General features: G+C 61.5%; 26 protein-coding genes. 11 read left to right on the top strand and 15 right to left on the bottom strand.

The features are described from left to right. Positions 1 to 490 precede the first annotated feature (490 nt). Positions 491 to 2,476, bottom strand: coding sequence for an EAL domain-containing protein (locus LQ231_RS12335; protein WP_230171525.1), 1,986 nt, complete (start codon positions 2,474 to 2,476; stop codon positions 491 to 493). A 399-nt stretch (positions 2,477 to 2,875) separates the two neighbouring features. Between LQ231_RS12335 and LQ231_RS12330 the strand changes: the two genes are divergently transcribed. After that, positions 2,876 to 3,226: a DMT family protein gene (locus LQ231_RS12330; RefSeq protein WP_007607909.1), complete on the top strand. Its 351-nt coding sequence runs from the start codon at positions 2,876 to 2,878 to the stop codon at positions 3,224 to 3,226. A gap of 18 nt (positions 3,227 to 3,244) precedes the next feature. Here the strand turns inward: LQ231_RS12330 and LQ231_RS12325 are convergent, their stop codons facing one another. Further along, a complete protein-coding gene (locus LQ231_RS12325; protein WP_230171524.1) occupies positions 3,245 to 3,631 on the bottom strand; it encodes an acyl-CoA thioesterase in 387 nt (128 codons plus the stop codon). 174 nt (positions 3,632 to 3,805) lie between these two features. On the opposite strand from LQ231_RS12325, the gene LQ231_RS12320 reads away from it, so the two are divergent. Beyond that, positions 3,806 to 5,614, top strand: coding sequence for a methyl-accepting chemotaxis protein (locus LQ231_RS12320; protein ID WP_230171523.1), 1,809 nt, complete (start codon positions 3,806 to 3,808; stop codon positions 5,612 to 5,614). A gap of 203 nt (positions 5,615 to 5,817) precedes the next feature. Then, positions 5,818 to 6,624, top strand: a complete 807-nt coding sequence (locus LQ231_RS12315; protein WP_230171522.1) for a hypothetical protein — start codon at positions 5,818 to 5,820, stop codon at positions 6,622 to 6,624. A gap of 124 nt (positions 6,625 to 6,748) precedes the next feature. On the opposite strand, the gene LQ231_RS12310 is transcribed toward LQ231_RS12315, so the two are convergent. Further along, a complete protein-coding gene (locus tag LQ231_RS12310; protein ID WP_230171521.1) occupies positions 6,749 to 7,579 on the bottom strand; it encodes a hypothetical protein in 831 nt (276 codons plus the stop codon). Positions 7,580 to 7,861: 282 nt separating this feature from the next. On the opposite strand from LQ231_RS12310, the gene LQ231_RS12305 reads away from it, so the two are divergent. From LQ231_RS12305 to LQ231_RS12295, 3 genes are all read left to right on the top strand, one after another. Then, a complete protein-coding gene (locus tag LQ231_RS12305) occupies positions 7,862 to 8,683 on the top strand; it encodes a sulfite exporter TauE/SafE family protein (RefSeq protein ID WP_230171520.1) in 822 nt (273 codons plus the stop codon). A gap of 49 nt (positions 8,684 to 8,732) precedes the next feature. After that, positions 8,733 to 9,647 carry a DMT family transporter gene (locus tag LQ231_RS12300; protein WP_230171519.1) on the top strand — a complete coding sequence of 305 codons (915 nt, stop codon included), beginning with the start codon at positions 8,733 to 8,735 and terminating at the stop codon, positions 9,645 to 9,647. Between the two features lie 138 nt (positions 9,648 to 9,785). Next, positions 9,786 to 10,166 (top strand): DUF930 domain-containing protein, encoded by a 381-nt coding sequence (locus LQ231_RS12295; protein ID WP_230171518.1) that lies wholly within the window; start codon positions 9,786 to 9,788, stop codon positions 10,164 to 10,166. A gap of 55 nt (positions 10,167 to 10,221) precedes the next feature. Here the strand turns inward: LQ231_RS12295 and LQ231_RS12290 are convergent, their stop codons facing one another. From LQ231_RS12290 to LQ231_RS12275, 4 genes are all read right to left on the bottom strand, one after another. Next, positions 10,222 to 11,241, bottom strand: coding sequence for a GlxA family transcriptional regulator (locus tag LQ231_RS12290; RefSeq protein WP_113143514.1), 1,020 nt, complete (start codon positions 11,239 to 11,241; stop codon positions 10,222 to 10,224). Then, entirely contained in the window at positions 11,238 to 11,474 is a 237-nt protein-coding gene (locus LQ231_RS12285) for a hypothetical protein (protein ID WP_230171517.1), read from the bottom strand. The genes LQ231_RS12290 and LQ231_RS12285 overlap by 4 nt, the downstream gene beginning before the upstream one ends. Positions 11,475 to 11,546: 72 nt before the next feature. Then, the gene (locus LQ231_RS12280; RefSeq protein ID WP_113143513.1) at positions 11,547 to 11,762 is read right to left on the bottom strand and encodes a hypothetical protein; all 216 of its coding nucleotides are present in this window, start codon (positions 11,760 to 11,762) and stop codon (positions 11,547 to 11,549) included. A 65-nt stretch (positions 11,763 to 11,827) separates the two neighbouring features. Next, positions 11,828 to 12,037 (bottom strand): hypothetical protein, encoded by a 210-nt coding sequence (locus LQ231_RS12275; protein WP_230171516.1) that lies wholly within the window; start codon positions 12,035 to 12,037, stop codon positions 11,828 to 11,830. Between the two features lie 107 nt (positions 12,038 to 12,144). Here LQ231_RS12275 and LQ231_RS12270 point away from each other — a divergent pair, with 107 nt between their 5' ends. Next, entirely contained in the window at positions 12,145 to 13,041 is an 897-nt protein-coding gene (locus LQ231_RS12270; RefSeq protein WP_113143511.1) for a LysR family transcriptional regulator, read from the top strand. 34 nt (positions 13,042 to 13,075) lie between these two features. Next, a complete protein-coding gene (locus LQ231_RS12265) occupies positions 13,076 to 13,507 on the top strand; it encodes a thioesterase family protein (RefSeq protein WP_230171515.1) in 432 nt (143 codons plus the stop codon). Positions 13,508 to 13,654: 147 nt separating this feature from the next. Here the strand turns inward: LQ231_RS12265 and LQ231_RS12260 are convergent, their stop codons facing one another. From LQ231_RS12260 to LQ231_RS12230, 7 genes are all read right to left on the bottom strand, one after another. Continuing rightward, positions 13,655 to 15,685: an ASKHA domain-containing protein gene (locus LQ231_RS12260; RefSeq protein WP_230171514.1), complete on the bottom strand. Its 2,031-nt coding sequence runs from the start codon at positions 15,683 to 15,685 to the stop codon at positions 13,655 to 13,657. A gap of 188 nt (positions 15,686 to 15,873) precedes the next feature. Continuing rightward, positions 15,874 to 16,836: a methyltetrahydrofolate cobalamin methyltransferase gene (locus LQ231_RS12255; RefSeq protein ID WP_113143508.1), complete on the bottom strand. Its 963-nt coding sequence runs from the start codon at positions 16,834 to 16,836 to the stop codon at positions 15,874 to 15,876. A 98-nt stretch (positions 16,837 to 16,934) separates the two neighbouring features. Then, a complete protein-coding gene (locus LQ231_RS12250; RefSeq protein ID WP_113143507.1) occupies positions 16,935 to 18,029 on the bottom strand; it encodes a methylenetetrahydrofolate reductase in 1,095 nt (364 codons plus the stop codon). A 3-nt stretch (positions 18,030 to 18,032) separates the two neighbouring features. Beyond that, entirely contained in the window at positions 18,033 to 18,665 is a 633-nt protein-coding gene (locus tag LQ231_RS12245) for a methylenetetrahydrofolate reductase C-terminal domain-containing protein (RefSeq protein ID WP_230171513.1), read from the bottom strand. Continuing rightward, a complete protein-coding gene (locus LQ231_RS12240) occupies positions 18,658 to 18,960 on the bottom strand; it encodes a virulence factor (RefSeq protein ID WP_113143505.1) in 303 nt (100 codons plus the stop codon). Before LQ231_RS12240 ends, LQ231_RS12245 begins: the two co-directional genes overlap by 8 nt. A gap of 100 nt (positions 18,961 to 19,060) precedes the next feature. Then, positions 19,061 to 19,822, bottom strand: a complete 762-nt coding sequence (locus LQ231_RS12235) for a formyl transferase (RefSeq protein WP_230173323.1) — start codon at positions 19,820 to 19,822, stop codon at positions 19,061 to 19,063. Positions 19,823 to 19,875: 53 nt separating this feature from the next. Next, a complete protein-coding gene (locus LQ231_RS12230; protein ID WP_230171512.1) occupies positions 19,876 to 20,529 on the bottom strand; it encodes an exopolysaccharide biosynthesis protein in 654 nt (217 codons plus the stop codon). Between the two features lie 236 nt (positions 20,530 to 20,765). Between LQ231_RS12230 and LQ231_RS12225 the strand changes: the two genes are divergently transcribed. Next, the gene (locus LQ231_RS12225; RefSeq protein ID WP_085995727.1) at positions 20,766 to 20,906 is read left to right on the top strand and encodes an entericidin B signal peptide protein; all 141 of its coding nucleotides are present in this window, start codon (positions 20,766 to 20,768) and stop codon (positions 20,904 to 20,906) included. Between the two features lie 13 nt (positions 20,907 to 20,919). Here the strand turns inward: LQ231_RS12225 and LQ231_RS12220 are convergent, their stop codons facing one another. Next, positions 20,920 to 21,570, bottom strand: coding sequence for a DUF1638 domain-containing protein (locus LQ231_RS12220; protein WP_230171511.1), 651 nt, complete (start codon positions 21,568 to 21,570; stop codon positions 20,920 to 20,922). A gap of 42 nt (positions 21,571 to 21,612) precedes the next feature. Here LQ231_RS12220 and LQ231_RS12215 point away from each other — a divergent pair, with 42 nt between their 5' ends. Next, positions 21,613 to 21,771, top strand: a complete 159-nt coding sequence (locus tag LQ231_RS12215) for an entericidin (protein ID WP_113143529.1) — start codon at positions 21,613 to 21,615, stop codon at positions 21,769 to 21,771. 70 nt (positions 21,772 to 21,841) lie between these two features. Continuing rightward, positions 21,842 to 21,994 carry a hypothetical protein gene (locus LQ231_RS12210; protein WP_230171510.1) on the top strand — a complete coding sequence of 51 codons (153 nt, stop codon included), beginning with the start codon at positions 21,842 to 21,844 and terminating at the stop codon, positions 21,992 to 21,994. The last annotated feature ends 40 nt before the right edge of the window (positions 21,995 to 22,034 follow it).

Raw genomic sequence — 22,034 nt, 5'->3', positions numbered from 1 at the left:
CAAGGACATATGGCGCTGTGCCTCGGAAAAGAACCGAATGCACGTCTGAACCTCCCACGGTCTTATGTAGACAGTTCCACCGATTAAACGAGACCGATCCTTGCGCTTGGTCAAAAAAACGGCGTTGCCGATCGGGAACCGGCATCCGAATGGGAGCCGGATGCAGGCCCGCGCAGGTCTCTTACCCTGGCGGAACAGGCATGTCAGCAACAGGCCAGAAAAGGGCCAATAACAATAGAGGGTCGAAGTGACCTGGAGACCCGTGGCAGCGGGCCGCCCAGGGCGGGGAGACGGCTCACGCCTTTCTGGCTGAACTCGCCATGCAACGGATGTGCATGAGAAACCAGCCGAAGCATTTCGACGAACGGGTCCATGCCGGTGCGCGGTCTAGTGCATTTCCGTCGGAAACGGAGTCGCCTTCAATGTTCTATCGATTTGTTTCTACGCAATTCCGGACGCAGAACCGTCTCCCACTTTTGCTGGAAGCGCTCTAGTTGCCCGCGATCGACAGATGGGTGGCCTTGGTCTTGCGGGTCTGGCTCGTCTTGCTCTGCCGCTCGGCGATCCACTCCTCCAGCTGCTTGACAGGCATCGGGCGGGCGAAGAGATAGCCCTGCGCAGTGGTGCAGCCGAGGCGGGCGAGGATGGCGGCATCTTCGGCGGTTTCGACACCTTCGATGATGATATCGAGCCCCAGGGATTCGCCCAGGCCGACCAGAGCGCTGATCAGCTTCTGGTTGGTTTCGAAGCTTGCGACATTGTGGGCGAAGCTGCGGTCGATCTTCAACCGGTCGATCTTCAGGCTGATCAGGTAGGCGAGCGAGGAGTGCCCCATGCCGAAATCGTCGACGGCCAACTTGTAGCCGGCTGTTTCCAGGCGCTTCAGCTGTTCACCGGCGATTTCGGGATCGAGGATCGCTTCTTCGGTGATCTCGATCTCGATCAGGCTCGGATCGACGCCATATTCGCCGGTGACGCGTTCCAGCATGTCGGCAACCGAATAAAGGGCGAATTCGCGCGGCGACACATTGAGGGCGACCGTCACGCCCTTGATGCCGAGTTCGGGCAGGCGCTTGCTCAGCAGGCAGACATCGGCAGCGATCCGCGCCGTCAGCCTGTCGGACAGATGCACGACTCCCGCGGCATTGACGATTTCGGGTGGCGAGATAAAGCCGAGCTGCGGATGCTGCCAGCGCACGAGAGCCTCGAAACCGGCGATGTCGCGGGTGGCAAGGTTGATCTGCGGCTGAAACCAGGCGGTGACGGCGCCGGATTCGATCGCCTTTTCGAGGTCCTGCTCAATGACACGCTGGCGGTCGGCATCGCGCTTGAGGTCCGGATTGAATTCGCGCATCTGTCGGCGGCCGAGGCGCTTGGCATCGTAGAGCGCCATGTCGGCGCAGGCGAGCAGTTCCTCGGCATTGGCGCCATGATCGGGATAGGCGGCGAGGCCGATGCTCAGGCCGATGACCGACTTGGTCGCACCGCAGCGGATGGCGGCGCGGCTGGCCAGCAACACGCGGTTGGCGTGGTTGCGCGCGCGCTCCATCGCCCGTTCGCCGGTGACGACAACGGCGAATTCGTCGCCGCCGAGGCGGGCGATCAGGCTACCGTCGGTGATCGTATCGCGGAGCCGGTTGCCGATGTCGCAGAGCAGCGTGTCCCCGGCGCTGTGGCCTAGCGTATCATTGATCGACTTGAACCGATCGACATCGATGATCAGCAGGACAACCTGCTCGTTGACGACCACGGCCCGGGCGATATCGCCATTCAGGTGGCCATTGAAGAACATGCGATTGGCAAGTCCGGTCAACGTATCGCGATTGGCCAGCGCTTCAAGCCGAGTGTTCTGGCGAAGGATGTCATTGTTGGCTCGGGTCAGACTGTCGGCAAGCGCCGTGGCCTCGAAACGGGCGAGCTGGTTGCTGACGAACATGCGTTCCGTCCAGAGGCTGCGACGAATGAAAACATAGATCAGCATCGCCAGGCAGCCGGCGAGCAGATATTCCGGCCATTCGCCGATCCGCACCAGACTGAAGATGATCGAGCCGAGGATCGGGATCGAGAAGACCAGCGCCAGCGGCGTGTAACCGATCTGCTTGACGACAGAGCCGGCCGCCATGCCACCGAGCAGGATGACCAGCGCCGCGTCGGACCCGAGCGGCGCAAAGTTCGCGATGAGAAAGGGAAGGGCGGCCCAGCACAGACCGGAGGCCGCGGCACCGAGCGACATGACGAAAAGCGCGGATCTAGGATTGTCCCGCACGATTTGCTGCCTCAGCAGATAGAGGACGGAAATCCGGCGCAAAACAAGGATAGCCATGGAGAGCGCAAGCCACAGCAAGATCGCGAGTTGCAGTTCATGGTTGATGATGACGATCAACACTGCGACGGAAAGGCTGATGGCGTTCATGGCGAGTGTGGAACGATGACCGTCGATTATGTCGTCGACCTGGGCTTGCATCACTGCCGGCATGAAATGGGCGCCTCGATTTCCAAACAATGACATAAAACACGTCCGCGCTTAATCGCAATAATTACTCAATAACATGAGCCACTTAACGGCCCGTTACATGACCGCGCCTGCATTTTAGTAGAAATCGTCCCTCAATTTTCAGGCAATATCAGTACTCTGATCCCCGGTTGAGATTTGCACGTGCAGCGAGCATGCCGGGGTGCGGGCGCTCGAAGCCCGGCAACGCCTCCTCAAACCTCTTGGTTGCAAAGGGATGATGGCGGCAAAAGCGATCGGAGCGGCTTACAAACACTGTTGCTGCTGATAAAAAGGCCGAAGCGTCATTTGCGGATTCGCAAAGCGGCGCGTTCTCCCATGCAGCGCTCGCTGATCTTTTCATTCTTCTTTGCGGACATCATCATGCCAAGCTTCTCCCCGGCCGCGCTCTGGCCCATCCTGTTGCTGTCGCTCTCCAACGTCTTCATGACCTTTGCCTGGTACGGGCACCTGAAATACAAGAATTCGGCGCTGTTCATGGCCATCCTGGTCAGCTGGGGCATCGCATTTTTCGAGTATTGCCTGGCTGTTCCGGCCAATCGTATCGGCTCGCAGGTCTATTCCGCGGCGCAGCTGAAAACGATGCAGGAGGTGATTACCCTCATCGTGTTTGCCGGCTTCTCGGTTTTCTGGCTGAAGGAGGCGCTGACCATCAATCATGTGATCGGCTTCATCCTGATCGCGGCCGGCGCGGCTTTTGTCTTCAAGGGCTGACAGGCTCCGGATGCGCGATCAGGCCGGCGGAACGGGTGTCGGCTTGCCGTCGCCATCCAGGGCGACCATGACGAAGGTGGCGGCCGTTACCTTTTCCATGATGTGGGAGAGGTAACGCTGGGCCCAGACTTCGACCGACAGGGTGATCGAGGTGCGGCCGACGCGGGCGATATCGGTATAGACGCAGAGCGTATCGCCGATCTTGACCGGCATGGCGAAGGCCATTTCCTGGACCGCTGCGGTCACGACACGACCACTGGCGCGTTCCGCGGCGCGGATGCCGCAGGCAAGGTCCATCTGCGCCATGACCCAGCCGCCGAAGATATCGCCGGCGGCATTGGCGTCGGCCGGCATGGCCAGCGTCCGCAGTGTCAGTTCACCGGTCGGGGTGATGGTTTCGGTCATGTTGCACCTGATTCATGTTTCATCGCCGCTCAGGCTAGCGGAGACGGCGCGACGCCGCCACCGCGAAGATTAACAAAGACTTGCCATATTGATTATGACTTTTGATAGTTCGCTCTTTAGAATATAACAAAATGACTTATGGCAATTTATCCCCAGTTCAATTGGGGGGATTCCATGAAAGCCTTTTCCTTGTCCGTCAGGCTCTATGCACTGGTCGGCATCACGCTTGCGGTTCTGGTGGCGACACTGACCTACAGCCTGTTTCATTCCTATGATGCGCTGACCAACGAACGGCGCGCCGGGCTGTCGGCGATCAACGACAATGCCATCGCCATCTTTAACAAATACTACAAGTTGGAGCAGGACGGCACGCTGAGCCGGGCAGACGCGCAGGAGCGGGCGAAAGAAGTCGTCGCGGCGATGCGCTACAAGCCGGACGGCTATCTGTGGATCAACGACATGGGCCCGACCATGATCATGCATCCGATCAAGCCGGAACTGAACGGCAAGGACCTGAGCCAGAACAAGGATCCGACCGGCAAGCACCTGTTCGTCGAATTCGTCAATACGGTGAAGGCGCACAAGCAGGGTTTCGTCGACTACATGTGGCCGAAGCCGGGATTTGAAGAGCCTGTCTTGAAGTTTTCGCATGTTGTGGGCTTCGAGCCGTGGGGCTGGGTTGTCGGCACCGGCGTCTATTCGGACGACCTGGCGGCAATGTTCCGCCAGACGGCGCTGCAATATGGCGCGATCATCGGTGTCTCGATACTCGCGATCATCGCCTGCGCCTATGCCGTGGTGGCGAGCGTGGTCAAGCCGATCAACCGGCTGAAGACGGCGATGAGCGATATTGCCAATGAAAAGGTCGACACCGAGATTGCCGATGCCGACCGCCGCGACGAGATCGGCGGCATGGCCGGTGCGCTTTCGGTGCTGCGCGACAGCGTGCGCGACCGGATCGGCATGCGCCAGCGCGAGAGCGAGCAGCAGCACAGCCTGAACGGCGAGCGCGAGCGCAACGAAAGCCAGCTGCGCGCGGCGGCAGACCGGCAGAACCATGCGATCCATGCGATCGGCTCGGCGCTGGAGCGCCTGGCAGAGGGCGACCTGACGGTGCAGATCGAGGCGCTTGGCGCCGATTACGAAAAGCTGCGGCACGACTTCAACCGGGCGGTCGACTCGCTTGGCGGGGTGATCGCCTCGATCAACCAGACCAGCGACGTCGTGACGTCGAGTGCCGGCAATATCAGCGAGGCGACCAACAACCTGTCGCGGCGGACCGAGCAGCAGGCGGCAGCACTGGAGCAGACGGCAGCGGCACTCGACGAGATTACCGCGACCGTGCGCACCGCAGCCGAACGAGCCAACGAGGCGCGCAACATGGTGGCGGAGACCAAGAAGAGCGCCAACCGCTCCGGCGAGATCGTCCGCAATGCGGTCGATGCGATGGGGCGGATCGAAGGCTCGTCGCAGAAGATCAGCCAGATCATTTCCGTCATCGACGAGATCGCCTTCCAGACCAACCTGCTGGCGCTGAATGCCGGCGTCGAGGCGGCGCGTGCCGGGGAGGCGGGCCGCGGCTTTGCGGTGGTTGCCCAGGAAGTGCGCGAACTGGCGCAGCGCTCCGCCAATGCGGCCAAGGAGATCAAGACGCTGATCAGCGCATCGGCGGCCGAAGTCGATACCGGCGTCGGACTGGTACGCTCGACCGGGGAGGCGCTGGTGGAGATCGAACAGCTGGTCAACCGCGTGAACGACAGCGTCGACACGATTGCGACGGCGGCGCGCGAACAGGCGACCGGGCTTGCCGAGATCAACACCTCGGTCAACCACATGGACCAGATGACCCAGCAGAATGCGGCGATGGTCGAGGAAACCTCGGCGGCCGGCCAGGCACTGGCGGAAGAAAGCCACAATCTGCGTCAGCTGCTGTCCAGGCTGAAGATCAATCGCGACCAGGGCCGCCTGCGCCGCGTCGCCTGATCAATCAATGTGCAGATGAGAGGCCGGCGGAGCGATCCGCCGGCCTTTCGTGTTGCAGGGTCGCGCGTTAACCACGACTGCAAAAGTGTGGCAGGTGCTGCCGTTCTGTCCTAACTCGGCCTTAATGGCTGCATCCTATTCTGTCTCGCAATGGGCTGGTTTCAGCTGTCTGATATCGGCCGCCTTCGAGAGTGGAACCTGGTATGGCGTCTTCCTTCTCCCAATCCCGCGTCGCTCTGTCGCTCAGCGCCGCGATCATGCTTGGCGCCTGCTCCGGCAGCGACAGGCTTCCGCCGGCAGAGGTATCGGGCGTGCCGAAGGGCATGCGCGGCGAGATCGAACTGGTGGGCAGGGTCGGCGATGTCGAGTTGGACCGGCGAGACAGAGGCAATGAAGAGCCGATTGCCTATGCGGCGCCGGCGGCAAGCAGCAATGGCGGCAGTGCAGCGATCGACTATCTCAATACGCCCAACCTCGCCGGCACCGATCCTGGGACAAATGTTCAGGGCGACGTGGAGACGATAGGGGGGCAGACACTTGAGCCCAGCGGCATGAGCGGCCCACAAACACTGGCCGGTGCATCGACGGACGATGCAAGGCCGGGTGGGTTGGTCATTCCGGAAGGTGGCGTGAATATCGACGCGGAACTCGGACTGTCCGCCGCCGAGGGCGAAGGTTACAGTGCTGCACGGATTGACGGGGTGCAGCCGCAGATCGTCACCGCGGGCGGCGCCATGGCGATCGCCGAGGGCAATACCAGCCAGCCGGTGGTGGACGGGATCGGGTTCGACAATCCGACATCGCTGAACGCCGGCGTTATGGGCGCAAGCGGTATCGAACAGGTTGCCGACGGCGTTGCCGAAATGCAGGCTGGCGAACAGCAGGTTGCCGATGACCGCATCCTGCCTCTGGCTGAGGACAGCGGCAATACCGGCATGGACAGCGCGGATAGTAGGCCGCCTGTCGATTGCTCGCTCTATCTCGACAAGCGCAACTGCCCGAAAGGTTGATGTCGACGGGCGTCGTCGCGGATGTTCCCGTAGCTCTTGCCGGCGTGGCAGCCCATGCCACGCGGTGCGAAAGGCGGGTTAATCCGGCTGGCCCAGATCTCCACGCCAGTGCCACGGCGTTCTGTTAGTTGGCAACAGCGTCGGTTGGCTGCGCATCGGTAGCATAGAAAACAAAACCGGGTTCGTTCGAATAATTGCTTTCTTTGGTAATCAAACCGGATTTCATCGCTTCGATGTTCGAAAGAAAATGCATGCCGTCCGGCGCTGCCAAGCCCATCATGGCAAACATTTCGTCTGGTTTGATCCCCATTTCAGTGAAGTAAACGGACAGTTTCCGTTTCAGTGCCACATCAGACCGGGTTGATATGGCGTCCAGATTTCGTTTTCCCGGGGTGCCATAGTCCGCACTTTTGCGGCCATTGGTAACCTGATGAAGGCCGATTAAAGAGATACCAGCACCTGCGCGAACCGTTCCACCGGCGAAGGCAAGCGGACAAGCGGAGTAACAATAGGAACCTGCCGAGGTTACTTCGCCTTCGGACCAGCCATTTCTGACGATCTTTTGGGTGCAGCGCCGATCCAGCATGGGGCAATCGTTCAGCGTGGTGCGACCAACGGCGGTTTCGAGGCCAGCTGCTCGGATCAAACGTCCAATCGCAAGCGCACCGTTGACGGCGCCACCATAGGACTGAAACACAACAGGCAGTTTCTTGCCCTTTAGTCGCTTCAGAAGAGCCTTTAGTCGTTTCGGGCTGTCCGATGTTATTTCGCCTTCGGCGGATATCCATTGAATACAGCTTTCGCTGCAATCACCGGTATGAACCAGAATGAAATCCATAGGACGATCTTCGGGTGGCTTCTGCTTCGCCTCGCCGGGAAATGCGGCCATCATGCACAAAGCGAAAACAGCGACGGCGAAGCAGAGGTGCGACGGTAAGCGGAATCTGACTGACATCAATATACCCATAGATAACAGCCAATTGGTACCGATTCGACGACCTCAGTGCAAGCTCCTGCCAAGGCAGGACCACAAATGGCATTGGCTTGGCTGCCATGGACCATGCGCCGACATTCGGTCTGCAGGCACCTTCCAGCGGGAAAGACAACACCATTCGCAGCGAGCGTACCGTCGCGGTCGCGGGTGGACTTGTAGCGAGTCGCGAACGGGCTATGACGGTTTCGGCAAGTCGATGGACACGCAGCGAGGCTGCGTGTCGGTCTTTCACGGGAGCCTGCAATGCCACCAGTATCGGACTTATTGATGTTTGCCGCGTTGCTGATTGCTGCCGGCGGTGTCGCTGGCCTGCTGGCGGGCGTGTTCGGCATTGGCGGCGGTGCGGTGCTGGTGCCGGTGTTCTATCAGGTGTTCGGCTGGGCCGGTATTTCGCCCGAGGTGATCATGCATCTCGCCGTCGGCACCTCGACGGCCATCATCGTGCCGACGTCGATACGGTCCTTCAGGGCGCATCAGGTGCGCGGCGCCGTCGATATCGCGCTGCTCAAAAGCTGGATCATCGCCGTGCCGCTGGGGGCATTTCTGGCAACCGTAGTGGCCGCCTATGCGTCGAGCGAAATGCTGCGGCTGATCTTTGCGGTGATCGGACTGGTGCTGTCGGCGCGCATGCTGTTTCTGACCAACCGCTTCCATCTCGGGACAGATCTGCCCGGCGAACCGGCGCGGTTTGCCACCGGCAGCGTGATCGGGCTGATCTCCGGCCTGATGGGCATTGGCGGCGGCGTGCTCAACAATACATTCATGACGCTGTTCGGTCGTCCGATCCACCAGGCGGTGGCAACATCGTCCGGCGTGGGTGTGCTGATCTCGATCCCGGCGCTGGTCGGCTATGTCTGGGCCGGATGGGGAAGGGCGGACCTGCCGGCCTTTTCCACCGGCTATGTCAACTGGATCGCCTTTGCACTGATCTTTCCCACGGCGATGATCATCACCCCCTATGGCGCCAGGCTGGCGCATGCGATGAGCAAGCGGCAGCTGGAAATCGGCTTCGGACTGTTCCTGATCTTTGTCTCGATCCGGTTTTTCGTCAGCCTCTACGCATGACACATCACATTGGCCAAGCCTTTACCCCGTCGCGATCAGGAGAAATATCATGAAGCTTGGCGCGATCGGGACGGCCGGCAATGCAGTTCTGTTCGGTGTCGTGCTGATGCTTTTCGGCGACTTCCTGTTTGCACTGAACGATGCCATGGGCAAGTGGCTGGTTGCGAGCTTTTCCGTCGGCCAGGTTCTGGTCATGCGTTCGCTGGGATCCTTCGTGATGCTCACGCCGATGATCGCGAGACAGGGACGCGACGGGCTGTTCCGACTTGAGCGGCCTTCGCTGCAAATCCTGCGCGTGGTGCTGACAACTGTGGACGTGGCGCTGTTTTACGCTGCGGTCGCCTATCTGCCGCTGGCCGACGTGATCACATTCTATATGGCCGGCCCGATCTATATCGCGGCGCTATCACATTTCTTCCTCGGCGAGACAATCGGCTGGCGTCGCTGGCTGGCAGTCGTCATCGGCTTCCTCGGGGTGATCATCGCATTGCGCCCGTCTTCGGCGATGTTGTCCTGGCCGGCGATCTTCGCCCTCATAGGCAGCCTGTCGTTTGCGCTGACGCTGATCCTCGGCCGGCGGCTGCGTCAGACGAGCGATGTGACGCTGGTGACCTGGCAGACCGTGGGTGCCCTTGTCGCCGGAGCGGTCCTCAGCATCGGCAATTGGAGCCCGATGTCCAGCCTCGATCTCTTCGCCATGCTGGGGCTCGGTATCGTCGCCGCCAGTGCGCATATGCTGATAACCCGGTCACTGAAGCTGGCGCCGGCGTCCCTGCTTGCGCCGCTGCAATACAGCCTGCTGCTCTGGGCGATCGTGCTTGGTTATCTGTTTTTCGGCGACCTGCCAGATCGCCAGGTTCTGGTGGGCTCGGCTGTGATCGTGCTTGCCGGCCTGTTCATTTTCCACCGGAAAAAAGTGGTCAGCGGAATCCCAGCCGACGATGTGGCGCCTGACGGGCACTGATGCACTGCCATTGCTGTGTTTCTGCACGGCAGGTATCGCCAGCGTGGCGACCGGAGATGGCCAATGATCGCGGCCCTGCAGGCCCGCCAATGGGCATCCCGGCTTTATTCGGACTTTTTGAAGTGGTAGTGGATTGGCATGCCAAAGACACTCCACATTGCCAATGCCGCAGTTGTCTGCGTGCTTACCCTGCCGATGGTTGCCCAGGCGATCGACAAAAAGACCGCGAGCCAGATCGAAAAGCTCGATCCGTCCGATCAGCTTGAGCAACGATGCGATCTGGAGGGCATGGACCGGCTGAAGGCCGACAAAGTCATCTCGTACACGTTTTCGCGGCCGAAACATTCGGACGTGCATATCGAGGCACAAGGTGCGGTCTTTCGGCGCGATGGCGAGTGGTATCGCCTAGCTTATACCTGTACCACGAGTGCGGACCATCTTTCGATCATCGCGTTCGACATGAAGCCCGGCGCACGTATTCCGCATGAGGACTGGGACCGGTATTATCTCTACCCCTGAGCCCGACCGGCCCGAGCGTCGCCAGGCGGCGCCCGGGAGACCATTGCCGTTCTCGTCAGACCACGATGCCGGTGCGATTGGTCGACATGGTCAGCTTGCGTTCGGCGCGCTCCTGCTGGGGCGAGCGGTTGTAGAGTTCGCGATAACACTTGGAGAAGTGCGAGGCGGAGACGAAACCGCAGGCGACGGCCACCTCGACCACCGGCATGGATGACTGGACGAGCAGATGGCGGGCGCGGTCGAGGCGGATTTCGAGATAATAACGGGCCGGCGAGCGGCCCATCTCCTGGCGGAAGAGGCGTTCGATCTGGCGGCGCGACAGGCCGGCGTCATCGGCGATCTCGAGCAGCGACAGAGGCTCGGAGAGATTGCTTTCCATCAGCTCGATGATCTGCAGCACCTTGGAATTCTGCACGCCGAGGCGCGCCCGGAGCGGCAGCCGCTGGCGGTCATGCGCCGAGCGCACGCGGTCGGTCAGATGCTGTTCGCAGACGCGGTTGACGAGGCCTTCGCCGAAATCCTGGCCGATCAGGTTGAGCATCATGTCGAGCGAGGCGGTGCCGCCGGCGCAGGTGTAGAGATTGCCGTCGACCTCGTAGAGATCGGCGTAGACTTCCGCCTGGGGGAAGGTTTCGGAGAAGCCCGGCAGGTTTTCCCAGTGAATGGCGCAGCGCTTGCCATTCAGCAAGCCCGCCTGGGCCAGCACATGGGCGCCCGTACAGAGCGAGCCGATGGCGACGTTGCGGTTATGGGCTTCGCGCAGCCAGGCATTGACCGACTTGTTGTTGAATTCCTCGACATAGATGCCGGAACAGACGATCGCCATGTTCGGACGGTTCTCGCCGCCGAGGAAGCGGCGCTCGTCGGCGAGCGAGGAATTGACCTCGATACCGATGCCCGAGGAGGAATGAACTTGCTGGCCATCGACCGAGGCGAGGCGCCATTCATAGGCGGCGTAGCCGAGCATGCGGTTGGCGATGCGCAGCGTTTCGATCGCGCCAGCGAAGGGCAACAGCGTGAAATGCGGAACGAGGAAGAACGTGATTGATCGCTTCTTGGTCTGCTGCTTGCTCATGGTGATGTCCAGTTCCCTTGTTTTCCGGCATGCTCGACCGGAAATGTCTTTTGGGATGTTCTCACTGCGACATTGACATGGAATTCAGCGGCGCGGAAGTATTCCGATCCGCTAAAAAGCGACATTTCTTCCGTGTTTCCATCCTGCGACGCAATTGCCTTGGCGATAACAATCGTCAGTTTAGCAGGTCGTTGAAAAGAAAACCCTTTGTTGGATGATCCGGCGCTTGACACCGTCCACTCCATTCAGCCGGTTTGCGACATGACCGCGCAGCCATGTCGCAGGCGATCGCAGGATCGCGCCGATCAGCGATGCATGTCGCCGGCAGGCCAGCCAAGGTCCTTGCGCAGATCGAAGGGCAAGGATTCCAGGGCACGCATCTGCTCGCGGCGTTTGCGCCACTCGTTGACCGCCGCGAGGGCCTTGACGATCCCGAGCGCTGGCAGGCGCGCCGGGCGGTTCGCCGCCGGAACACCACGCAGGGAGCGGGCAATCGGGGTATCGAAATGAACCAGTGTCATGGCATTTATCCTTTTCGTTCGAGCCCAACGGGAAACCCATTCGGCAGATCGTTTATCTGCTGCTGCTATTCATCAATCAAACGAATGTTTCTGATGGCATCAATTCGATTCATTGATGATTGATCGCCGCCGCCCAATGTCAGATCGCGTTGCAGGTAGTCCGGCAGGCGTGCGATCTCACGCAGGGCCGCGGCGCGCGTTCTCGCCCGGCGGCGGTTGTTGCTGTGTTCGCGATAACGGTGGTGGCAATAGGCCAGAAAAGCTCCGAGAAGCATGTCTTCCTCCTGTTTTGCAGTGCATGCGAAGAGGATGCGCCTCGATTGACATTCAATCAAATGCAATGATATCGTCTTCACGTTCAATTTTCTTGAAGGCTACCGCCATGACACTCATGCTGCGCCAACCCCTGCCACTGCTCGATAACGATGTGCTGCGGACCTTCGTCGCCATTGCGGAGACCGGGAGTTTCACCACGGCAGCCGACCGCGTGTTTCGCACGCCCTCGGCCGTCTCGATGCAGATCAAGAAGCTCGAGGAACAACTGAATGTGACGCTGTTTCTGCGCGACGCCCGCTCGGTGACGCTCACCGAAGGTGGCGAGACGCTATTGCCTTACGCGCGGCGGATGCTGGCGCTGTCGAACGAGGCTGTCGGACGGTTCCGCATGCCGGAAATGAAGGGTGTGGTCAGGCTTGGTGCGCCGGACGATATCGGCGAACGCTTCATGCCGACCATTCTCAGGCGTTTTGCCGAAGTCTATCCGGCGATCATGGTCGATCTCACGGTCGATTCGTCCGGGGCGCTGCGCCGGCGACTGCAGGAGCAACGGCTGGACCTTACCCTGATCAATTGCGCTCCGGGCATGGTGACGCATGATGGCGAGGTGATCCACCAGGAACAGCTGGTCTGGGCTGGCGCCAAGTGCGGCACGGCGCATCTGCGCGATCCGTTGCCGGTGTCGATCTGGGAAGACGGCTGCTGCTGGCGCGCCGACGCGCTGGCACGGCTGGACAAGGGCAAGCGCCCCTACCGGATCGCCTATCTGTCGGCCCATACGATGGCGCAGCGTGCGGCCGTGATCGCCGATCTGGCCGTCGCGCCGCTGCCGCGCAACTACCTGACCGACGAGATGACGGCCCTCGGCGCCAAGCACGGACTGCCGGAACTCGGCAGTTTCGAGGTTCGGCTGCTGACCGGCAAGGAAACCAGCGATACGATCCAGGCGGTTGCCGACAGCGTGCGTTATGCGTTTTCCGAAATGATCGGCATCGCGGCCTAATTCGCCGCAGCGCCCCAGACGATCGGACAATTGCATGGATCAGATGCCTCGCCTCGAAGACTTTCCCAACCGCGCCTATGACAAGCTGCGCTACGGCGACACGGATCGCCAAGGGCATGTCAACAATGCGGTGTTTGCCACGTTCATGGAGACCGGACGGGTAGAGATGATCCTTGCTGCGAACGAGGAACCGCTGCTGGAAGACGGATATTCCTTCGTCGTCGCCAAGCTCGACATCAATTATCTCGCCGAAATCCTGTGGCCCGGCACCGTCGATATCGGCACGCGCATCGTCAAGGTCGGTCGCTCGTCGGTGACGATGCAGCAGGCGGTGTTCCAGAACGGCGTGTGTTGCGCCACGGCGGAGACGGTTGTGGTGCATTTCAGCCAGGCGACGCGCAAGTCACACGAGTTTTCGGAGGCGCAACGGGCGCGGCTGCTGCCGACTGAAATGGCGTCGGTGTAGAGCCATGCTGGGCGAGTCAATCTGAAGGCGCTGACCGAGACGCGCATCGGGAGCAACCGGCGGGTGCTGGTCAGCCCTTATGGTGGAGATCGGTGCCGGGCAAACCGGATGGCCTGTTCTACCGGTTGCTGCCGGGACGGCTGCAGGTTAGTCGCGACTTCTGCGGCGCCGGCGGCCGCCGCCTTCGCCATCGCCGTCCGACAGGACCTTGCGTTCGGGCAAAGTGACTACGGCTGCGAGCTTGGGGAAGGGGTCGACCTTGTTGGGCAGGGCCATCGCATCGATGAACAGCTGCTGGAAATGCGGCTCCAGCGCAGTCTCGATCTTTTCGATCCGGGTGACGGTTTCCTCGATCTCGCGGCGGTGGCCGCGATTGAGTAGCGCCATCAGCGCGCCGGTGCCAGCAGCATTGCCGACAGCCTTTACCTCGGCGAGGTCGCAATCGGGGATCAGGCCGAGGACCATGGCGTATTTCGGATCGATGAAGGAGCCGAAGGCGCCGGCGAAGCGGATGGTATCGACGGTTTCGACGCCGAGCTTTTCCATCAGGAGCTTGATGCCGGCATAAAGGGCTGCCTTGGCAAGCTGGATGGCGCGTACGTCGTTTTGCGTCACCGTAATCGTCTGGGCACCCTCGTGCAGCAGATAGGAGAAGGTTCGGCCGGTCGACAGGATGCGCGGGCTCTTGGCCGCCATGCCACCGTCGACGACGCCATCCGTCGAGATGACGCCGGAGAGATACATTTCGGCGACGACCTCGATGATCGCCGAGCCGCAGATGCCGGTGATGCCGGTCTTTTCGGCGGCCTCCGTGAAGCCCTCTTCGTCGGACCATTGCTCGACGCCGATGACCTTGAAGCGGGGCTCGAGTGTTGTCGCGTCAATGCGCACGCGCTCGATGGCACCGGGTGCTGCGCGCTGGCCGCAGGAGATTTCGGCGCCCTCGAAGGCGGGGCCGGTGGGAGAGGATGCGGCAACAGTGCGTTCGCGGTTACCAAGGACGATCTCGGCATTGGTGCCGACATCGACCATCAGCATCATCTTGTCCTGACGATGCGGGCCTTCGGCGAGTGTGGCGCCGGCAGCATCCGCGCCGACATGGCCGGCGATGCAGGGCAGCAGATAGGTGCGCGCACCCGGATTGAGGGAGAGCTCGATGTCACTTGCCTTGCAAGAGATCGCGCCGGAGACGGCGAGCGCAAAGGGGGCCTGGCCGAGTTCGGTCGGGTCGATGCCAAGGAAGAGGTGGTGCATGATCGGGTTGGCGACGAAGACGGAATCAAGAATGTCGCTGCGGGCGACGCCGCCGGAGGCGCAGACCAGATCGACGAGGTCGGAGACAGCCTGGCGGACGGCCTTGGTCATCGCTTCACGCCCGTCCGGGTTCATCATCACATAGGAGACGCGGCTCATCAGATCCTCGCCAAAGCGGATCTGCGGGTTGGACGCGCCGGACGAAGCGACGATGCGGCCGGAGAGCAGCGAGACGAGATGCATGGCGATCGTCGTCGAGCCGATGTCGCAGGCAATGCCATAGGCCTCGTTGTGCAGGCCGGGCCAGAGGGCAACGATGGTCGGACGGGAGGTTTCGCTGTCGCGATGGATCGCGGCGGTGACTGTCCAGTTGCCCTTGCGCAGGATTTTCTGGGCTTGCGGCAGGAGATAAGGGTCAAGCTGCAGATCGGTATAGCCCCAATCCTTTTCCAGCATGACCTTCATGCGGTCGAGATCGCCGAGCGGCTTGTGCATGTCGGGCTCATCCACCTCGACATAACAGAGATGAACGGCGGGATTGCGCTCGATGACGCGGTCACTGGCCGCCTTGCGGACGACCTGGGCGTTGACGACGGCATCCTGCGGCACGTCTACGACGAGATCGCCTTCGATCGTGGCCGAGCAGGAAAGGCGCCGGCCTTCCGGCAAAGTGCGGACTTCGGCGTAGCGCTTTTCCTTGGGGCCGGGCGCGGAGATATGGTCGTTGGAGGAGGTGATGCCATGCTTTGCGAAATGGCCTTCCTGGACCTCGATCTGGCAGCGCCCACAGGTGGCGCGGCCGCCGCAGACGCTCTCGACATAGACCCCGAGCTGACGGGCGGCCTCGATCACGGTGGTGCCGGTCGGGAAGCGGCCGCGTTTGCCGGAGGGCATGAAGAGGACGAGGGGATCAATATCGGTCATGAGCAATGCAATTCCTGAGAGGCTTGGAAGCAAGGGGCGTGCCTAAGCGGTATTTTTGCCATTGTCGAGTGGACCGCCTTGCCCCTTACCCTAGCCCTCTCCCCGTAAACGGGGCGAGGTGCCGCTTGTGTCTTCTCCCCGCCTGCGGGGAGAAGGTGCCGGCAGGCGGATGAGGGGCGAGCTAATACTTACTCCGTCGCAGCGCCTGCGCCGGTTCTGCCTGCACGGCCACCGCGGCGGCCGGATGAGGCGCCGGGGGGCGTGGTGGCGGGCGCTGCACCGGCTTCGGCCGGCTTGTGGTCGCGGTAGGTCATGATCCAGTTGCCGCAGTTCGGGTCGGTGCCATTCAGCACGTTTGCAGCGCGCACGGCTTCCATTTCCTGCGGACGGCAGGGGTTCATGATGGCGGATGTCATGCCGGCGCCGATGACCATCGGGATAAAGCCGGCATTGATGCCGTGGCGGTGCGGCAGGCCGAAGGAGATGTTGGACAGGCCGCAGGTGGTGTTGACCTTGAGCTCGTTGCGCAGGCGATAGAGCAGCTGGAAGACCTGGCGGCCAGCATCGCCGAGTGCGCCGATCGGCATGACCAGCGGGTCGACGACGATGTCATGCGGCTTGATGCCATAGTCCATGGCGCGTTCGACGATCTTCTTGGCAACGGCGAAACGCACGTCCGGATCCATCGAGATGCCGGTCTCGTCATTGGAAATGGCAACGACGGGCACGTCGTATTTGGCGCAGAGCGGCAGGATGGCTTCGAGCTTTTCTTCCTCGCCGGTCACCGAATTGACCAGCGGACGGCCCTTGGCGACCTTGAGGGCTGCCTCGATGGCGGCGGTGACGGAACTGTCGATCGACAGCGGCACGTCGACGAGGCCCTGGACGATTTCCATTGTCCGGACCAGCAAAGCCGGCTCGGTCTCGTTCGGGTTGACCGAGGTGACGCCGGCATTGACGTCGAGCATGGTGGCACCGGCGGCGACCTGTTCCAGCGCGTCCTTGATGACCGTGTCGAAATTGCCTTCGATCATTTCTGCCGCGAGTTTCTTGCGGCCAGTCGGATTGATGCGTTCACCGATGACGCAGAACGGCTGGTCGAAGCCGATGATGATTTCCCTGGTGGCAGACGCGACGATGGTACGGGTCATGTGGATCTCCGGTGTGGCCTCTGGGCACTGTTCGCCAGACGGTCGATGGATGCAAGGTGTGTCATGCGGGCGGATGAACTCCTCCCGTATTCAGTTGATCAGTGCGGCAGGTGGGCGGCCTTGTCGACCAGGGCCTGTTGGTCCTGAACGGGCTCGGAGCCGATTTCGTGAAGGCGTTCGGCGACCATGGCATCACCGCGCCCGGTTTCGCGCTTCCACGGCTGGCGGCCTTTCAGGATGCCGGATTCATGGACGATTTCGGCGACATATTCCTCCTGGCGATAAGCCATGACATGCACGCCCGACACGCCCTCGATTTCCTTCACCTCGTTGATGATGTCGATGCAGAGCTGCTTGCCTTCCTTCTTCTGATCCTGTGCGCCTTCGAGGCGGGCAATGACCGAATCGGGAATGTGGATGCCGGGCACGTTGGAGCGGATCCATTTGGCAGTCTTGGCAGACGCCAGCGGGCCGACGCCAACCAGGATGTAGCATTTTTCGTGGAAGCCGAGATCGCGGACCTTCGCCATGTAGTCGCGGAACATCGGCACGTCGAAACAATACTGGCTCTGGACGAACTGCGCGCCGGCCTCGATCTTCTTGCCGAGCCGGTAGGGGCGGAAATCGTAGGGCGGGGCAAACGGATTGATGGCGGCGCCGAGAAAGACCTTCGGCGGCGTTGACAGCTTGCGGCCGGAGAGAAATTTCGCCTCGTCGCGCATTGTGCGCACGGTTTCCAGCAGCGACATGCAGTCGAGGTCAAAGACCGGCTTTGCGCCAGGCTGGTCGCCGGCCTGCACGCCGTCGCCGGTCAGGCACATGATGTTCTGCACGCCCATGGCGGCAGCACCGAGCACGTCGCCCTGGATGGCGATGCGGTTCTTGTCGCGGCAGGCGATCTGCATGATCGGCGCATAGCCCATGCGGGTCAGAAGCGCGCAGATGCCGACCGAGGACATGTGGCAATTGGCGCCCGAGGCGTCGACCGCGTTGATACCGTCGACCCAGCCGTCGAAGACCTTGGCGCGTTCATAGACGTCCTGAGGATCGGCGCTGTCGGGCGGGTTCAGTTCGGCGGTGACGGCAAATTCGCCGCGGCGCAGGACACGTTCCAGCCGGCCGAGAGAGGAATGGCCGGGCAGCGGATCGAGCGGCAGATGGGCGCCAAGCGGGTTTTCGTCGATATGGGCCATGGGTCAGGCTTCCTTGTCGCCGGTTTTCGGGCCAACGGATGTCGGGCCAGCCGATGTCGGGGTAGCGGCTTCGCGGCTGGCTGCGGCTTCGGCCGTCACGCGCAGCCAGGACGAGGTTTCGCGCAGCGACTGGTTGACTGGTTTCTGCACGTTCAAGATGGCATCGCCTTTCGCCATGTTGCGCGACCCGTTCCAGGCCTGGACCCAGACGCAGGGCATGTCGGGTTCGACTTCGCAGTTGCCATTGGCCCGCACTCCGCCGCAGGGACCGTTGCGCAACTGCTTGGGACAGTTCATCGGGCAGGACATGCCGGTCGACGACAGCGCGCACTGGCCGCACATGCGACAGTCGAACAGCAGGCCCTTGACGTTACGCTCGACAAAGGTGATCGGCCGCTCGACGCGGGCATAGCCGATGGCTTTCCACAGCGGATGCAGCAACAGGAACATATGGGCGAAGCGGTTGTAGAACCATTCGAGGAAACGCGAATGGCGCACGGCCCAGAGACGGATGGTGTAGGAGCGGCGGGCGCGACGGTTCGGCGAGACGCCGGCGGGCGTGTAGGCGCCGGTGGCGGCCTTCTTCGCCGGGGCGGCATTGCCCTTCTGGACAGGGACAGGCCCGGCGTCAGCCATTGTCGCGGCCTCCGGCATGGACGAGCGCAACGAGACGGGCCTTGTCGTAAGCGGCTTCGATTTCCGTCAGGGCCTTGTCCGCCTCGGCTTCGAGATCGTCACCGACGGGGATCGGATCGGCCTTGCGCCATTCGGCCAGATAATCCTCGGTTTCAGCGGCACCGGTGCGCATGGCGCACATGTCGATCGCCTCGGTAAAACGCAGGGAAAGCTCGCGCTTGGCGGCCTTGCGTCCCTGTTTGATGATCACCTGGGCCGGAATATCGCGCCAAAACACGATGATCTTGTCTGCCATGCCACTCACTCCCCTTTATATCCGCAGAATGCACGGCGTCAGGGTGCCAGACTGCGCTCTTCACGACGTCGCAGACAGCAAAAAACGACGCAATCGGGATTTACCAGATTCGCCGGGTGATGCCGTGGAATATCCACGACCAGAGCGTCGGCGGAAAATGCAGGGCGGACGGGCCCTGTGGAGTGTACGGCTTCAGGGTTCCCTCGAGCGCATCCTCGACCGCGCGGCAGGTGACATCGAGGGCGGCGACCGTCAGGACCAACGGATAGGTGGAGATGAAATCACCGGGTTCAGGCTTCGCGTGGACCTGGTAGAGCGTGCCGCCGGTGTCGGTGCCGGCATCGACGAGATGCACGGTTGCGCCGAAGTTTTCCGCGTCATTGTCGCGCAGCGACCAGTATCCGCCCATCTGGCCGCGATAGGTCGGATTGAGGCCGGCATGCAGGTTCAGGACAGGGCAGGGCATGGCGGCAAGTTGCCCGGGTGCCATCAGGCGGGTCGATACGAGCAGGATGACGGCGGGGCGGATCTGCGCAATCACGGCGCGGGTCTCGCTGTCGTTGATCGAGGCGACCCGGTGAACGGGTATGTCGGCCGGCATTCCGCCGTCGAGATTGTGGTCCGTCAGTATTTGCGCAATTCGCTTATTGGCTAAATTCCTCAGAAGCCGCGCAGCGACCATGGTGCCGAGCTGGCCGATGGCGGCAGACCAGCCGAGACGGCGGGCACGGCGTCGGGTGATTTCGGCCTTGCTCTCTGACTGCTCGATGAGCACGCGCACGTCGGGAAAACGGGCGCAAAGCGCCCGGACGACCAAGGTCGGATTGAGGCCGCCGGCGGTCATGACCACGATCGGGGCCATGATCGGCGCTGTGGAAGGCCTGGTTGCGATTTCCGTCACCGTCGGCCTCCGGATCAGACGACGAGCATGAAGACGGCGCAAGCCGTATAGACGACGAAGCCGGCAACCAGCAACGAGGCGACACCGAGCAGGCAGCCGAGCGTCACACCGAGACCGTCGCGCTGGGAATGGGTAAAGCCGATGATGGCGAGTGCCACGGCCGGCGGCCAGTTGCCGAGCGGGATCGGGAGGAAGATGACGACCGCCAGAACCAGGGCGAGAAAGCCGATGACACGTTCGGCGGCGCGGCTTTCGAGGAACCAGAAACGCGGCACGACCAGCTTTTCCGCCTTGCGCAGCCACGGCACCAGGCGATCGACGACGAGCTGGAACGTGCCGGCCTCGACGCCGTAGTCGCCGATGCGGCGGGGGAAATAAACGCGGCCCTGGGCCGAGGCGAACATCTGCCAGGCGATGAACACCAGCGGCAGGCCGAGCACGAATGTGGCGCCGGGCGGCAGCGGCACGAGATTGGGTAGGGCAAAGACGAGCAGGAAGGCGCCGAAAGAGCGGTCCTGCAATGCAATGGCGATGTCGCGAATTGTCACCTTGCCATCACGGGAGCGGGCGAGCCGCGCCAAGAGGTCGGAGAGGTTTTCGGGATGCGCTGCAACGGCAGCCGTGATGCCGGAAATGCCGGCGATATGCGTGTCCACCCTGTCGGTCATGATCTCGCTTCATTGTTTTTTGTTGACCTGGGAGACAGGCTGACAGCGATTGCTTGCAGGACGATTAAGGCCGGAACAGGGGCGCGGACCAATATTGGGCGGATGGTAAAGGCGGGGTTACATTTGCAGCCCTACCGAGGTCAGCCTTGATTTTTCCCAAGAGCTTTGTCACCAACTGGTGGGTGATTTGTTCCATCGGAGAGACGAAGATGTCCGCTTTGACTGCCAAAGGCTTGATGCGACTGACGGTTCTGGGACTGGCGCTGGTGGCGCTGTCGTCCTGCGGCAATACGATCCGCGGCGTCGGGCGCGACATGGGCAATGTGGTCGACGCCACGCAGGATGCCGGACGCAGCGTGGCGAATTCGGTGAACTAAAGACCCTTCCCGCTCAAAGACCTGAGGCGGTGACCGGTGGCTTTGCGAACGCTGCCGGCCTTGCCGCAAGCGTGAGTTCGCGGTCGAGATCGCCGTAGCCGGTGAAGCGGTATTCGTAGTCGAGTTTCAGGTAGTCGGCTGCCCATTTTGCCTTTTCCTGCAAAGCCTTGTCCTCGGTCTGGGCGAGATAGACGATCTTGGTGTAGTTGCCGAAGATCATGTCGCGCAGTTCCGGATGGCGATCGAGCTTCAGCGGCTCGATGACAAAGGCCTCGAACTGGCGGGTGATCAGGTCGGTCAGGTAGAAGGCGGTGAATTCCGTGTCGCATTCGGCGAGGAATTTTTCCGTGCCGGAGAAGAAGGCGTAACAGTGCGGGCCGGAAATGCGCTCTATGCCCTCGGTGGCACAGATCTTGTCAATTTCGCCCTGGGTGCCGCATTCGGCATAACCGATGAAGATCTTTTCATGGCCGTTTGCCCGGGCTTCGGCGATCTTTTCGCGAAGCGCCGGCGCTATCTTTCCTGGATAGACGTGCCAGATGGCCGGTAGACATTCGAGGGTCAGGTAATCCAGGCGATTGGCGTCCTTGACGGCCAGAATTTCACGGGCGATCGCGCCGCACGCAATCACGTGAACCTTTTCGCTTTTCGCGCGTTGTTCCATCGCAAATCGTTCCTCGTTGAATTCAAGAAGGATTACACACTCATGATCGCGAAAAAACTGACCACCGGCGCAGCTCTCATCCTCACCGTATTCGCGCTCAGCGCCTGCGGCAACACGATCCGCGGTGTTGGCAAGGATGCTGCCAGCACGGTCAATGCAACGCAGGCTGCCGGCCAGAGCGTCGAAAGCGCCGCGAACTAATTTTTTCCGGCGCAGGCGACATACAGGTGTCGCCTGCGCCGACTAAGCTTTGCCAAGAAGGAGAGGGGCAATGACACTGACATCCGTTGCAAAAGCGAGCGCCATCTACATGCTGGCTGCGGTCCTGTATTCCACCGGTCACATGGCGATGAATTCCATGTCCTCTGCAGACGGTTCGCAGCGCGGCGTCGAGATGTCGCTTCTGACAGATGCCGGCCAATAAGCCCGGCATCCCTGTTTCAGGTCTTCAAACCCGGTTTCAG

Source organism: Rhizobium sp. CECT 9324 (genome assembly GCF_918741265.1).
Lineage (GTDB): Bacteria > Pseudomonadota > Alphaproteobacteria > Rhizobiales > Rhizobiaceae > Allorhizobium.
The sequence above is the reverse complement of the archived record's forward strand: the minus strand, read 5'-3'. Positions and strand labels throughout refer to the sequence as shown.

Coding starts and splice junctions, on each gene's coding strand:
- LQ231_RS12335 (WP_230171525.1), bottom strand. CDS start 2,476: ATGCCGGCAGTGATGCAAGCCCAGGTCGACGACATAATCGACGGTCAT.
- LQ231_RS12330 (WP_007607909.1), top strand. CDS start 2,876: ATGCCAAGCTTCTCCCCGGCCGCGCTCTGGCCCATCCTGTTGCTGTCG.
- LQ231_RS12325 (WP_230171524.1), bottom strand. CDS start 3,631: ATGACCGAAACCATCACCCCGACCGGTGAACTGACACTGCGGACGCTG.
- LQ231_RS12320 (WP_230171523.1), top strand. CDS start 3,806: ATGAAAGCCTTTTCCTTGTCCGTCAGGCTCTATGCACTGGTCGGCATC.
- LQ231_RS12315 (WP_230171522.1), top strand. CDS start 5,818: ATGGCGTCTTCCTTCTCCCAATCCCGCGTCGCTCTGTCGCTCAGCGCC.
- LQ231_RS12310 (WP_230171521.1), bottom strand. CDS start 7,579: ATGTCAGTCAGATTCCGCTTACCGTCGCACCTCTGCTTCGCCGTCGCT.
- LQ231_RS12305 (WP_230171520.1), top strand. CDS start 7,862: ATGCCACCAGTATCGGACTTATTGATGTTTGCCGCGTTGCTGATTGCT.
- LQ231_RS12300 (WP_230171519.1), top strand. CDS start 8,733: ATGAAGCTTGGCGCGATCGGGACGGCCGGCAATGCAGTTCTGTTCGGT.
- LQ231_RS12295 (WP_230171518.1), top strand. CDS start 9,786: ATGCCAAAGACACTCCACATTGCCAATGCCGCAGTTGTCTGCGTGCTT.
- LQ231_RS12290 (WP_113143514.1), bottom strand. CDS start 11,241: ATGAGCAAGCAGCAGACCAAGAAGCGATCAATCACGTTCTTCCTCGTT.
- LQ231_RS12280 (WP_113143513.1), bottom strand. CDS start 11,762: ATGACACTGGTTCATTTCGATACCCCGATTGCCCGCTCCCTGCGTGGT.
- LQ231_RS12275 (WP_230171516.1), bottom strand. CDS start 12,037: ATGCTTCTCGGAGCTTTTCTGGCCTATTGCCACCACCGTTATCGCGAA.
- LQ231_RS12270 (WP_113143511.1), top strand. CDS start 12,145: ATGACACTCATGCTGCGCCAACCCCTGCCACTGCTCGATAACGATGTG.
- LQ231_RS12265 (WP_230171515.1), top strand. CDS start 13,076: ATGGATCAGATGCCTCGCCTCGAAGACTTTCCCAACCGCGCCTATGAC.
- LQ231_RS12260 (WP_230171514.1), bottom strand. CDS start 15,685: ATGACCGATATTGATCCCCTCGTCCTCTTCATGCCCTCCGGCAAACGC.
- LQ231_RS12255 (WP_113143508.1), bottom strand. CDS start 16,836: ATGACCCGTACCATCGTCGCGTCTGCCACCAGGGAAATCATCATCGGC.
- LQ231_RS12250 (WP_113143507.1), bottom strand. CDS start 18,029: ATGGCCCATATCGACGAAAACCCGCTTGGCGCCCATCTGCCGCTCGAT.
- LQ231_RS12245 (WP_230171513.1), bottom strand. CDS start 18,665: ATGGCTGACGCCGGGCCTGTCCCTGTCCAGAAGGGCAATGCCGCCCCG.
- LQ231_RS12240 (WP_113143505.1), bottom strand. CDS start 18,960: ATGGCAGACAAGATCATCGTGTTTTGGCGCGATATTCCGGCCCAGGTG.
- LQ231_RS12235 (WP_230173323.1), bottom strand. CDS start 19,822: ATGGCCCCGATCGTGGTCATGACCGCCGGCGGCCTCAATCCGACCTTG.
- LQ231_RS12230 (WP_230171512.1), bottom strand. CDS start 20,529: ATGACCGACAGGGTGGACACGCATATCGCCGGCATTTCCGGCATCACG.
- LQ231_RS12225 (WP_085995727.1), top strand. CDS start 20,766: ATGCGACTGACGGTTCTGGGACTGGCGCTGGTGGCGCTGTCGTCCTGC.
- LQ231_RS12220 (WP_230171511.1), bottom strand. CDS start 21,570: ATGGAACAACGCGCGAAAAGCGAAAAGGTTCACGTGATTGCGTGCGGC.
- LQ231_RS12215 (WP_113143529.1), top strand. CDS start 21,613: ATGATCGCGAAAAAACTGACCACCGGCGCAGCTCTCATCCTCACCGTA.
- LQ231_RS12210 (WP_230171510.1), top strand. CDS start 21,842: ATGACACTGACATCCGTTGCAAAAGCGAGCGCCATCTACATGCTGGCT.